At 66.7% G+C, this 12,130-nt stretch carries 10 protein-coding genes; 6 read left to right on the top strand and 4 right to left on the bottom strand.

What is annotated here, in order from left to right; translation table 11 throughout:
- Window positions 1-54: 54 nt before the first annotated feature.
- On the bottom strand, window positions 55-1,113 hold the full coding sequence (locus RDV64_RS00570) for a LacI family DNA-binding transcriptional regulator (protein WP_309197348.1): 1,059 nt from the start codon (window positions 1,111-1,113) through the stop codon (window positions 55-57).
- Window positions 1,114-1,221: 108 nt separating this feature from the next.
- On the opposite strand from RDV64_RS00570, the gene RDV64_RS00565 reads away from it, so the two are divergent.
- From RDV64_RS00565 to RDV64_RS00540, 6 genes are read left to right on the top strand one after another with little or no spacing between them, the layout of a single operon-like run.
- Window positions 1,222-2,448, top strand: a complete 1,227-nt coding sequence (locus tag RDV64_RS00565) for an ABC transporter substrate-binding protein (RefSeq protein WP_309197347.1) — start codon at window positions 1,222-1,224, stop codon at window positions 2,446-2,448.
- Window positions 2,449-2,506: 58 nt separating this feature from the next.
- Window positions 2,507-3,424, top strand: a complete 918-nt coding sequence (locus RDV64_RS00560) for a sugar ABC transporter permease (protein ID WP_309197346.1) — start codon at window positions 2,507-2,509, stop codon at window positions 3,422-3,424.
- Window positions 3,424-4,338, top strand: coding sequence for a carbohydrate ABC transporter permease (locus RDV64_RS00555; protein ID WP_309197345.1), 915 nt, complete (start codon window positions 3,424-3,426; stop codon window positions 4,336-4,338). The genes RDV64_RS00560 and RDV64_RS00555 overlap by 1 nt, the downstream gene beginning before the upstream one ends.
- A gap of 3 nt (window positions 4,339-4,341) precedes the next feature.
- Window positions 4,342-5,418, top strand: a complete 1,077-nt coding sequence (locus RDV64_RS00550) for an ABC transporter ATP-binding protein (protein ID WP_309197344.1) — start codon at window positions 4,342-4,344, stop codon at window positions 5,416-5,418.
- 30 nt (window positions 5,419-5,448) lie between these two features.
- Window positions 5,449-6,219: a sugar phosphate isomerase/epimerase gene (locus RDV64_RS00545; RefSeq protein WP_309197343.1), complete on the top strand. Its 771-nt coding sequence runs from the start codon at window positions 5,449-5,451 to the stop codon at window positions 6,217-6,219.
- Between the two features lie 5 nt (window positions 6,220-6,224).
- Window positions 6,225-7,361 carry a Gfo/Idh/MocA family oxidoreductase gene (locus tag RDV64_RS00540; protein WP_309199587.1) on the top strand — a complete coding sequence of 379 codons (1,137 nt, stop codon included), beginning with the start codon at window positions 6,225-6,227 and terminating at the stop codon, window positions 7,359-7,361.
- Between the two features lie 8 nt (window positions 7,362-7,369).
- On the opposite strand, the gene RDV64_RS00535 is transcribed toward RDV64_RS00540, so the two are convergent.
- Genes RDV64_RS00535 through RDV64_RS00525 form a run of 3 tightly spaced genes read right to left on the bottom strand, consistent with a single transcriptional unit; the run spans window position 7,370 to window position 12,130 of the window.
- Window positions 7,370-10,213, bottom strand: coding sequence for an FAD-dependent oxidoreductase (locus RDV64_RS00535; protein WP_309197342.1), 2,844 nt, complete (start codon window positions 10,211-10,213; stop codon window positions 7,370-7,372).
- A gap of 1 nt (window position 10,214) precedes the next feature.
- Complete coding sequence (locus RDV64_RS00530; protein WP_309199586.1) at window positions 10,215-11,111, bottom strand: dihydrodipicolinate synthase family protein; 897 nt, start codon at window positions 11,109-11,111, stop codon at window positions 10,215-10,217.
- A complete protein-coding gene (locus RDV64_RS00525; protein WP_309197341.1) occupies window positions 11,108-12,130 on the bottom strand; it encodes a hypothetical protein in 1,023 nt (340 codons plus the stop codon). The genes RDV64_RS00530 and RDV64_RS00525 overlap by 4 nt, the downstream gene beginning before the upstream one ends.

The following is a 12,130-nucleotide window of genomic DNA, read 5'->3' as shown; positions in this document are numbered from 1 at the left end:
AAAACGTAGGATAAGCCCTATCCATCCGTATAGTTGACTGTCACTTCCAATTATTCATGCTGAGCGGGGTGCAGGCCCTGTGCTGGCCGATATCCGGAGGGTGACGGTCAGCTCCTGGCGCAACGGCGGCGCCGGCGTTGGACTGCCTGCAGGGTCTTGCGTGCCGAGGAGATGGAGCAGGCGGGCCGCGGCTGCCTTGCCCATGGCTTCGCACGGCTGTGCCACCGTGGTGAGGGCCGGCACCCAGTAGTCGGCGATGTCGATACCGTCGAACCCGGCCACCGAAACGTCGCCCGGTACGCTGATGCCGGCTGACTGAATCTGGTTCATGAAGCCAAGCGCCATCATGTCACTGGCGCAGAAAATGGCGGTTGGCCGGTTCTCCTGGGCCACAAAATTGCGTCCAACGGCCGCACCGGATGCGATGTGAAAATCGCCCTCGTACCGCACGATCTCGTCCAGCTTGATACCCGCCGCTAGCAGCGGTGCGACAAATCCCTGATAGCGCTCGATGTCGTTGTGGTTGTGGGGCGGGCCGCCCACATAGCCGAACCGCCGGTGTCCGAGTTCCAGAAGGTGGCGTGCGATCCCGGCGCTGCCCTCACGGTCGTTCACCAGCACGGCCGGGATGCTCTCTGCTGCCGGAATGCAAAGCGCGACAAGGGGCACACCCATCTCGTCAATCCGCAAGCTGCCCGATTGCAGGATGCCGCCATTGAGGAGGATCATCCCATCCACCTGACCGGCTGCGGCAAGGCGAACCAGCCTCGGCTCCTGCTCTTCGCGGTCGTTCAGGTCGCCCACCAGCATGCCGTATCCGCCCGCGGCAAGAGCACGATCGATCGACTGGAGCAGAACGCTGAAAAATGGCGTGATGCGGTACGGCACCACCACAAGCACCATCATGGAGCGGGCAACACGCAGGCTTCGCGCCGCGACGTTGGGGGTGTACCCGGTCTGCGCGACGGCGGCCATCACCCGTTCGCGGGTGGCGACGCTGACCCGCGACGGCTCGGTCAGGGCACGGCTGACAGTGGCGGTGGAAACCTTGGCAAGGTCTGCCACATCCGAAATCGTGACAGCACGGGAGCCTGAGCGTGTTTTTTGTTGCATCGCGTTCCTTGAAATCCGGGGAGGAATTTCTTGCCTTTCGCTAAATAATAAGTTGTGCTAGTGTCTATGTAATCGATTACAAAAAACTACAAAGGGAGGAAAAATAAAATGAAAATCATCCGTGCCGCTCTCCTTGCATCCAGCGTCGTCCTGCTGCCCCACGGCGCGCAGGCTCAGCAGATGGACGCCGAGGTGCTCCACTGGTGGACCTCCGGTGGCGAGTCCGCCGCCGTGAAGGTCTTTGCCGACGAATTCAACAACGAAGGCGGCAACTGGATCGACACTGCCATCGCGGGCGGTCAGGCTGCGCGCAATGCCGGCGTCAACCGCATCGTCGGCGGCAATCCGCCGACCGTGATGCAGTTCAACACGGGCGGCCAGTTCGTCGAGCTGGTGAGCAACGGGCTCCTGCGCGACCTTGAAAGCGTCGCCGGCGAAAACGACTGGCGCAGCGTCCTGCCCGCCGCCCTTGCCGATGCCGCCAGCCGCGACGGGAAGTTCTATGCGGTTCCGGTCAACATTCACGGCCAGAACTGGCTGTTCACCAACCTCAAGGTGCTGGCAGATGCCGGCGTCGAGCAGCCTCAGTCGTTTGCGGAGCTGATTGCCGCCGGGCCGAAGCTGAGGGAAGCCGGCGTCATCCCGCTCGGCCACGGCGGGCAGAACTGGCAGGACAACATCCTGTTCGATGCGGTGCTGCTGGAAGAGGGCGGCCCGGGCCTGATGAAGGCCATCTACGGCGACGTGGACACCGAAGCTGCGCGCGGCGCCGAATTCCGCAAGGCCGCCGAAGTGTTTGCGCAGTTGCGCGCGCTGGTCGACGAGGGCAGCCCCGGCCGCAACTGGAACGAGGCGACCAACATGGTCCTGACCGGCAAGGCCGCCGCGCAGGTCATGGGCGACTGGGCCAAGGGCGAATTCATCGCAGCCGGCCTCACCGCCGGAACGGACTATGGCTGCACCATCATGCCCGGGGGTTACATGATGGGCGGCGACGTGTTCGTCTTCCCCAAGGTGGACGATGCGGCTGCTGCGGCGGCGCAGGACAAGATGGCAGCGCTGATGCTGTCCCCGGGCGTGCAGGTTGCCTTCAACGAGAAGAAGGGCTCCGTCCCCGCCCGCCTCGATGTTGACGTGTCGTCCATGGACGCCTGCGCGCAGGCCGGCATGGAGGCGCTGCAGAATGCAGAGGCCCAGGTGCCCAGCAACAACTTCTACTCGCCCGACCTCGTCGGCTCGGTGCGCGACGTGATTACCGAATACTGGAACTCCCCCGCCATGACGCCCGACGACTTTGTCGAGAACTTCGTCTCCGCCATGGAATCGGCATACTGACCGAGTGTCGTGCGGCGGGGCAGAGGCCCCGCCGCACGAGCATGCCCGAGGGAACCAGATGTCATCGGTGACTGACGCGGCCCCCGTGCCGCCCGCGCGCAAGCGCCGCCGCCTGCCGTACGCCGCGGCCATCGCGCTCGCACCCACAACGCTGATCGTCCTTGTGGTGTACGTGGGCTGCATGCTGTGGACGGTGCGCCTCTCCTTCACCTCCTCACGCCTGCTCCCCAAGCTCGACTGGGTGGGCTTCAGCCAGTACGAGCGGCTGGTCAGCAGCTCGCGCTTTCTCGTCTCGGTCGAGAATATCGCAATATTCGGCGTGCTTTATATTGCCGGCTGCCTTGTTCTCGGCTTCCTGATGGCGGTGTTCATCGACCAGAAGGTTCGCAACGAGGCGGTGTTTCGCACCATTTTCCTCTACCCTTACTCCATGTCCTTCGTGGTCACCGGCCTTGTCTGGCAATGGATCTTCAACCCCACGCTGGGCCTGCAGAACGCGGTCCACAAGCTCGGCTTCGGCTGGTTCAAGTTCGACTGGGTGGTCGATCGCAACATGGTTGTCTACGCCATCGTCCTGGCCGCAATCTGGCAGGGGGCGGGCCTTGTGATGGCGATCCTTCTGGCGGGCCTTCGCGGCATCGACGAGGATCTCTGGAAGGCGGCGCGCGTGGACGGCATTCCGCCCTGGCGCATGTACCTCTCCGTCATCCTGCCGCTTCTGGGGCCGATGATTGTCACGGCCGTGGTGCTTCTGGCCACCGGCGTTGCCCGCCTTTACGACCTCGTGGTCGCCATGAGCGGGGGCGGGCCGGGCATTGCCTCCGAAGTGCCGGCAAAGTTCGTGATGGACCACCTGTTCGAGCGCGCGAACATCGGCCTTGCCACCTCCGCGGCAACGCTGATGCTGATCACCGTCGCCATCATTCTCGCCCCATGGATGTACGCCCGCTACATTCGCGACGGAGGGCGCCGCTGATGACCGCCGCCACTGAAAATACCGCAGGACGCGCAGCGCAGGAGCCGGCAGGCCGGCGCCCCCGCCGTCTCACCGCAGCCCGCGTCGGCATCTATGCGTTTCTCGTCATTGCGGCGGCGTTCTTCCTCATCCCGCTGTGGATCATGATTGTCACCAGCCTCAAGTCCATGGACGAGATCCGCCTCGGCAACATCTTCGCACTGCCGATGGAGTTGACGTTTGCGGCTTGGACCAAGGCGTGGTCAGGCGCCTGCACCGGGCTTGAATGCGAGGGCATTTCGGTTGGGTTCCTGAACTCGGTGCAGATCCTCATCCCGTCGGTGATTGCATCCCTCGCTCTTGGCGCAATCACCGGCTACGCGCTGTCGTTCTGGCGGGTGAAGGGGGCCAACGTCATCTTCGCGCTGCTGCTGCTCGGCGCGTTCATCCCCTACCAGGTGTTCCTCTACCCGCTGGTGCGCATGTTCGCGGCAACCGGCATCTACAACTCGCTGCTGTGCGTCGTCATCGTTCACGTCATCTTCGGTCTTCCGCTGATGACGCTGCTGTTCCGCAACTATTACGCCGGGCTGCCGATAGAACTCTTCAAGGCCGCACGGGTCGACGGCGGCGGCTTCTGGCAGATCTTTCTGCGCGTCGTCCTGCCGATGTCGACACCGATGATCATCGTCGGCGCGATCCTCCAGGTCACCGGCATCTGGAACGACTTTCTGTTCGGCCTCACCTTCGCCGGCCGCGAAAACCTTCCGATGACCGTTCAGCTCAACAACATCGTCAACTCCAACTTTGGCGAGAAGGAGTACAACCTCAATATGGCCGCCACCCTCATGACGGCGCTTGTGCCACTTGCGGTCTACTTCATCTCCGGGCGCTGGTTCGTGCGCGGCATCGCCGCCGGCGCGGTGAAGGGCTGACCGATGGCTGCTGTTTCCGTACAGGACGTTTCGGTCGCCTTCGGGGCGCTCACAGTCATCGACAAGCTTTCGCTGGACATTGCGGCGGGGGAATTCATCGTCCTCCTCGGCCCGTCCGGCTGCGGCAAGTCCACCCTTCTCAACTGCATCGCCGGCCTTCTCGATGTCGAGGACGGCAAGATCCTTATCGACGACCGCAACGTCACCTGGGAGGAGCCCAAGGATCGGTCCATCGCCATGGTGTTCCAGTCCTATGCGCTCTACCCGCGGATGACGGTGCGGCAGAACATGTCGTTCGGGCTGAAGATGGCGAAGACCGCCAAGCCCGAGATCGAGAAGCGCGTCGCCGAAGCGGCCGAGATGCTACAGATCACGCATCTTCTCGACAGGCGGCCCGACCAGCTCTCCGGTGGCCAGCGCCAGCGCGTTGCCATCGGCCGTGCGCTGGTGCGCGACGCCAAGGTCTTCCTCTTCGATGAGCCGCTTTCCAACCTCGACGCGCAGCTCCGCAACGAACTTCGCCTTGAAATCAAGCGCCTCCACATGGAGCTTGGCTCCACCACCATGATCTATGTCACCCACGACCAGATCGAGGCGCTGACGCTGGCGGACCGCATTGCCGTGATGAAGGATCGCGAGATCCAGCAGCTCGGCGCCCCGGCCGAACTCTACCACCGCCCCGCCAACCTCTTCGTCGCGGGCTTTGTCGGCAGCCCGAAGATGAACTTCATCGAGGGCACCATTGCGCACGGCGACAGCGGACCGGTGTTTGAGAGCGACACCGTCACCGCGGCATTGCCGGCCTCCATTTGCGACACTGCCCCGGCACCTGGTCAGAAGGTGACGCTCGGCGTCCGCCCGGAACACCTGGCGCTTGGCGATACCGGGTGGGACGGCTTCAAGGTCGACATTGTGGAGCCGCTGGGCGCTGACGCGCTGGTCTGGGTTCGCAAGGGGGCCGTTGCCCTGCAAATGCGGGTGCCCGGCGACACTGCGCCTGCCGTCGGCCAGCCGGTCACCCTCGCGGCTGACCTCGACCGTCTCAACCTTTTCGATACCGCGTCAGGCCGCCGGCTCTGAACCGCCGCGCCTCAAACAAGGTCTACCCCTGTGACAATCGCTGACGAACTTTCCATCCAACTCTATTCCCTGCGCGAGTATGGCGAGCTGGCCGCCCAGCTGGACGCGCTGGCGGACCTCGGCTTCAAGCGCGTCGAAACGGTCGGCCGCCACCTTGCCGATGCGGCTTCAGTTCGTGCCGCCCTCGATGCGCACGGCATGGCGGCACCCACGGGGCACGTAAACCTTGCTGACCTGCGCGAAAAATTCGACTGGGTGGTGGAGCAGGCCCGGACCATCGGCATCGAAGAGCTCTACATGCCTGCCGTGCCGCCGGAGGACCGCGAAGGCCGCCCCGCCGAATTCTGGCGCGCGCTGGGCGCAGAGCTTGGCACCGCGGCGGAGCGGATGGCGGACCACGGCATCGCGCTCGGCTACCACAATCACAACTGGGAGCTGGTGCCCTACCAGACCGGCTCCACGCCGCTGGCCGAACTCTTTGCCGGCGCCGCAGGTTCGCCGCTGACGTTCGAGGCTGATCTTGCCTGGCTGGTGCGCGGCGGAGCCGACCCTGCCGCCATCATGGCGGCAGAGCGGGCGCGGGTCACCGCGGTCCACGTGAAGGACATTGCCCGCGTTGGCGAGAATGTGGACGAGGATGGCTGGGCCGACATTGGTGATGGCACCATGGACTGGCCGATGCTCTGGGCCGAGGCCCAGTCACACGGGGTGAAGTGGATGGTGCTGGAGCACGACAAGCCGTCCGACGCGGTGCGCTTTGCGCGCACGGGCCGCGAATTCATCCTCCGGAATTTCGGCTGATGGCCATGGAAACCGTCAAACTCGGCGTCATCGGCTGCGGCAACATCTCCGATGCCTACCTGAAGGGCGCCGCGCGCTCCGCGCTGGTGCGGGTCGCCGCCGTGGCCGATGCCAACATGGACGCCGCCAGAGCCAAGGCCGAAACCTACGACGTTCGCGCCAGCACCGTGGCCGACCTTCTGGCCGACCCGGAGATTGCGATTGTCATCAACCTCACGATCCCGGCGGCTCACGCCGAGGTCAACGGCGCGATCATCGCGGCGGGCAAGCACGTCTATACCGAAAAGCCGTTTGCGGTGAGTTTTGCGCAAGCGAAGGAGACGACCGCGAAGGCCGATGCCGCAGGCGTGCGCATTGGAGGTGCGCCGGATACGTTTCTGGGCCGCGGCCACCAGAGCGTGCGCAAGCTGATCGACGCCGGGCGCGTCGGCACCATCACCGGCGGTGCGGCCACCTTCGCCACGCCGGGTGCGGAGCTTTGGCATCCCAATCCGTTCTTCTTCTACCAGCGTGGCGGCGGGCCGGTGCTCGATATCGGCTGCTATCCCATCACTCAGCTGGTCAACTGCCTTGGCCCTGTCGCCAGTGTCATCGCCCATGCAAGCCGGCCGCGGTCGGTGCGGATCGTCGGCTCCGGTCCGCGCAAGGGCGAGGATATTCCGGTGGAGGTGTTCACCACCGTCAACGGCATCCTTTCGTTTGCCGGCGGGGCGAACGTGGCGCTCACCGCATCGTGGGACGTGTGGAAGCACGGCCGTCCGCCCATTGAGCTTTATGGCACCGAGGGCACGATCCAGAACCCGGACCCCAACTTCTTCGGCGGCCCGGTTCTCGTGTCCGACCGCGCGGGGGACTTTGTGGACATGACCGACAACGCGCTTCCCTTCGGCGATCCCAACCGCGAGATGCGCGACGGACGGCAGGCGGCCGACTACCGGATGGTGGGCGTGTTCGACATGGCCGCCGCCATTCAGTCAGGCCGGCCGCACAGGGCGAACGGAAGCCTTGCGCTTCATGTGCTTGAGGTGATGGAGGGGCTGGAACGGGCCGCGAGCGAGGACAGCCGCATCCAGATGACCACCTCTTGCCAGCGGCCCGAACAGATGCCGGACGGCAAGGGCGAAGACGTGTTCGTCTCGTAAGCCGCAGCTCAGCCGAAGCGGTCCAGCGTCAGGCCGCCAAGATCCTGGCGGAGGCGGCCGGAGAGAACGGCGGCCGCCGCCTCGCGCCCCATGAACGGCCCGAGCGTGTAGCCGTTGGCGGTTGCCGCCACCACCACGCGCGGATGGCCGGGCAGAGCGCTCAAGAGTGGCGCGGTATCGATGTCGATGTTCATGGCTGCCCAGCTGCGGACCACCGAGAGGCCGGCGACCGCCGGAATGGTGCGCGCGGCCACCCACAAATTGCCCTCAAGGCTTTCCGGTAGCACTTGGGGCTGGCCGGTGGGACCTGTGCGGGCGGTCCATGCGCCGCCGATGAGCAGCGTGCCGGCGTCGCTCTGCTTCATGGTGAGGTGGCGGTCGGCATGGGCCAGAAGGCAGGGCACCAGCGGCGGCGCCGTCTCGGTCACTACCATCTGGAGCGGCGCGCCCCGCACCGGCACGTCGACCCCCAGAAGCCGGGTGATGTGCGCGGACCATCCGCCCGCGGCAACCAGCACGCGGCGGGCTTCGATCGTGCCGCGCGGTGTCGCGACGCGGTAGAATTCGCCATCGGCGTTGAGGGCGGTGACGGGTGTCAGCTCCTCCACCGTCACGCCCGCTGCTTTAGCTGCGCGCGCCAGGGCGGCCGTTGCGGCCAGCGGGTTGATCTTGCCCTCGCCGGGGCACCAGGCGCCGGCCACCATCCGCTCCGAGATGGCGGGGACTAGCGTGCGGATCTCGTCGCGGCCGACAACTTCGGTGTGGATGCCGTGGCGCCCTTCGGCTGCCGCCTTGTCGCGCAGAAAGGCCATCTGGGTTTCGTCTTCGGCCACCATCAGTCCGCCGGTGACGCGCATCTCGAAGTCGGCGCCAAGCTGGTCTTCCAGCTCACCCCACAGTGCGATGGATTCCTTCTGGAGCGGCAGCGTCAGAAGTGCGGGCGACCCGCCGGCCAGCGCCTTGGCGCCAAAGTCCCAGGACAGGAGCTGCAGGTGAAGGCTGCCGGCATTGCCGCCGGAGGCCTCGCCATTGATCCGCCCGCGGTCGAGCACCAGCACGCGCGCGCCGGTTCTGGCGGCAAACAGCGCGGCCGACATTCCGGTGACGCCGGCGCCGATCACCACCAGATCGGCGGTGTGAACCTCAAGCGGCACGTCCGGTTCCACGGCGGGGCGGGCGGCGGGGCTGCTTTCGCGGTGCCCGGCCCATTCCGGCTTTTCGACCACTAGCGCGGCGGCGGGAATGGGACGTGCGGGCACCTGCGGCGCAAACAACGCCTGAGGCGGCGCGGCAGCGCCCTTTCGTTCGAGAATTTTCAGGAGTGCGCCCGTGCAGATGCGGCCCTGGCAGCGCCCCATGGCGCAGCGCGTTGCGCGCTTGACGGCGCCCGGATCGCGCGCGCCGGCGATGATGGCGTCCGCGATCTCGCCTGCGGTCACATGCTCGCAGCGGCACACCAGCGTATCGCCAGAAGGCGCGGGCAGCGCAGGCGCCGCATAGGCACGCCACAAGGCGGCCTGAAAGCGGCGGGCCTTTTGAAGCCGCTTTCGTGCGCTGCCGTCGTCCGCCGCGGTGCGGCCGAGATAGCGGGCAGCGGCGGCACCGGCGAGGCTGCCCTCGGCAAGCGCAGCCTGGGCGCCGCCAAGCCCCGCCGCATCGCCGATGAGAAAGACGCCGGGAACGGCGGTCGCGCCATCGTCGCCGCGGATTGGCGCCGCGCCTTGCGGCGTGTCGCCGAGGGGGACGCCGAGAAGGCGGGCAAGCTCCATCTGGGGCTGAAAGCCGTCGCCCATGGCAACCGAGTCCACTGCGATGGTTCGGGTCCGGCCTTCGCCGGCCAAGTGTGCGATCTGCACCTCGTCGTGCCCCTCCAGCGCCTCGACCGACCAGCCGGACAGGAGCGGTACGCCCGCACGCCGCAGTTTCAGGAGATACGCGGCGCCATCGCGTGCCAGGCCCGGATCGGCAAGCGCAAGCCGGGCAAGGGCTGTGGTGCGGAAGGGGGCACGCTCCACCACCGCAACCACGTTGGCGCCAAGGTCGATGAGTTCGGCGGCCAGTTGCAGGCCGAGCGGACCGTTGCCGGCCACCAGAACTCGCCCGCCCGGCGCAATGCCGTATCGGCGCGCAAGGGTCTGCGCGGCGCCGATGGTCATGACGCCGGGCAAAGTCCATCCGGGGACGATGGCAGGCCGCTCCATGGCGCCAGCGGCGACCAGCACCGCCTTTGCGGCGAACACGCGCTGCCGGACCCCCGACACAGTGCGTACCTGAAATCCGTGCCCGGGCATTTCGCGCGCAAACCACACGGTTTCTCCGGCAAACAGCGTTGCGCCGCTGGTTGCAAAGCGCGCGCGAAGCGTATCGCCGCGCCGGTGCTGCCGGTCGCGTGCCTCATTGCCGCGATGCCCGTCGCTGGGGGGCTTGAAATACTGGCCGCCGGGTTCGCCGCGCTCGTCCAGCACCGTAACCGAGAGCCCGGCCTCAGCCGCGCCGATTGCAGCCGAAAGGCCGGCCGGTCCGGCGCCGATCACCAGACAGTCGCAAGACAGATTCTCAGCCGGTGTCGTTTCGACCGGGACGGGCGCCGGCATCGTTTGGCCGTCGTGCTGGGGGACCACGACCATGCCGGGTCTTGCGGTGGTGAGGCATGCCCGGCGCGACAGGGCGCCATCCACTGCCACCACACAGTCCTGGCAGGCGCCCATGCCGCAGAAATGGGTGCGTGCGCGCCCGGCGCGGCTGGTGCCGAGAGCACGAATGCCGGCGGCCTCCAGCGCGGCGGCAATGCTGTCGCCGGGGCGCGCTGCAACCGGCACGCCGCCGAACGTGAAGGTGAAGCCTTGCGGCAAGTCAGGCGGCGCGCTGGGGGAGGAGCCCGGTTGCCCGCATGGCGGACAGCACCATCTCCATCTCTTCGGCGGGGACCGGCAGGCGCGGTGCACGCGGCTCGCCGACGCCAAGGTCCATCAACGCCAGCGCAGCCTTGGTGGCGGCCACATAGCGGTGCCCGCCCACAAGGCGGATCACCGGCAGGATCTCCGCGTAAAGGGCGCGGGCGGCCGCATGGTCGCCCTTGTCGGCGGTCAGCGTGAAGAGGTCGGCGCAGGCGCGCGGCAGAAGGTTGGAGCCCACCGCGACCCAGCCCTCAGCCCCGTTGCAAAATGATTCATACCCCATGATGCCACCGAACACGGTCATCCGCTCGCCGCAAAGGTCGATGATGTCGCGCACCCGCGTCACGTCCATGGTGGATTCTTTGATGTAGTCGATGTGCTCGATCTGGCTGAGTTCGGCGACGATCTCCGGCGTCAGGTCCACGTTGGCGGTGGCGGGGTTGTTGTAGATCATCACCGGCAGATCGGTGGCGCCGGCAATGCGCTCGTAGTGCCGGTAAAGCTCGGGCCGGGTGGGCGTGGAGTAGAAGGGGGGGATCACCATGATCCCGTCGGCGCCAAGGTCGCGCGACATTCTTGCATTGTCCATCACGTCCTCGGTGCGCTCGGCCCCGGCGCCTATCAGCACAGGCACGCGGCCCGCTGCCGTGTCGATGACGCATTTTGCGACAGCCTCGCGTTCGGCCGGGGTGAGGGACAGGAACTCACCTGTGGAGCCAAGCGGGATGAGGCCGTGGATGCCTTCGTCGATCTGCCAGTTGGTGAACCGCGCCAGGGCGTCGAGGTCGAGCGCGCCGCTGGCATCGAACGCTGTGATCATGACGGTATAGGTACCGCGAAACCGGGCCATCAGACGGCCTCCTTGAGTGTCAAAAGCCTGAGGGGCGTGTCGCGGCAAAGCGCGGCGATGAGAGAGTCGGAAAAGCCGAGGCGGGCCATCAGCGGGCGCACGTTGCGCAGGATGTGGCCGTAGCCGTGGCCGCCCCAGCGGGTCAGCCGCGTCTTGGTGCAGATGTCGTGGCTGATGGTGATCTGGTCGCCGAAGCCCGCGTCTGCGTGGGCGGCAATGAAGCGCAGGCGCGCAAGATCGGTGGGAAGCTCTACCGCGCCCATCCAGTAGTGCGATTGCTCGATGCCGAAGAAATCCCATTCCACGCAGGCGCCGCGCTCCAGCAGCGGACGGATACCCGTTCCGTCCGGACAGGTGCGGTCCATATGGCAAAGGACCACGCGCGAAAGGTCGGCGCCGGCACCCTCCAGAATATCGAGAATGGCACCGCACGCGTCCGGATGCCGGCCGGGGTGAACGCTGATGGCCGCGCCGGTGCGCGCCTGCGCGCCTGCCGCGGCCTCCAGCGCGCGCGCTTCAACGGGCACCATCGGCCAGGAGCAGCCGATCTCGCCGATGAGCCCGGCGCGAACGGTCGTGCCATCGAGCCCGGTGGTGATTTCGGCCGTAAAGCGGTCGGCCAGCATCTCGGCGCTGGCCGCAATGGTTTCGGCCGAGAGAAATGGCGCGGTGTAGGTGCCGGCTGCCGCCACCACATGCACGCCGGACGCTTCGCTGGCCCGCGCCAGCCCCGCAGCATCGCGCGCCAGCCCCGCGACGGACTGGTCGACGATCAGCGCGCCGCCGTCGGCAGAGAACGCGCGCAGTTCTTCAGCCGCAACGTCGACGTCCTGTTGGTGCGCGTTGGCCGGGGTTTCGTTGGAGCGGTAGTCGATCTGCCAGCGGTTGGCGGGCGTTATCGCGGCGCTCCGGTCTCCGGGGGCGCCCGGCGGCACGATGTCGAACAGGACGTGTTCGTGGAACATGGCCGGGCCGATCGCCTCCGGCGCCACGTCCCCGCATACGGTGCGAACGACGCCCAT

Source organism: Acuticoccus sp. MNP-M23 (genome assembly GCF_031195445.1).
GTDB lineage: Bacteria > Pseudomonadota > Alphaproteobacteria > Rhizobiales > Amorphaceae > Acuticoccus.
The sequence above is the reverse complement of the archived record's forward strand: the minus strand, read 5'-3'. Positions and strand labels throughout refer to the sequence as shown.

Excerpts from the sequence above, each read along its gene's own strand:
- RDV64_RS00570 (WP_309197348.1), bottom strand. The coding sequence starts at position 1,113 with ATGCAACAAAAAACACGCTCAGGCTCCCGTGCTGTCACGATTTCGGAT.
- RDV64_RS00525 (WP_309197341.1), bottom strand. The coding sequence starts at position 12,130 with ATGGGCGTCGTTCGCACCGTATGCGGGGACGTGGCGCCGGAGGCGATC.
- RDV64_RS00565 (WP_309197347.1), top strand. The coding sequence starts at position 1,222 with ATGAAAATCATCCGTGCCGCTCTCCTTGCATCCAGCGTCGTCCTGCTG.
- RDV64_RS00550 (WP_309197344.1), top strand. The coding sequence starts at position 4,342 with ATGGCTGCTGTTTCCGTACAGGACGTTTCGGTCGCCTTCGGGGCGCTC.
- RDV64_RS00555 (WP_309197345.1), top strand. The coding sequence starts at position 3,424 with ATGACCGCCGCCACTGAAAATACCGCAGGACGCGCAGCGCAGGAGCCG.
- RDV64_RS00540 (WP_309199587.1), top strand. The coding sequence starts at position 6,225 with ATGGAAACCGTCAAACTCGGCGTCATCGGCTGCGGCAACATCTCCGAT.
- RDV64_RS00560 (WP_309197346.1), top strand. The coding sequence starts at position 2,507 with ATGTCATCGGTGACTGACGCGGCCCCCGTGCCGCCCGCGCGCAAGCGC.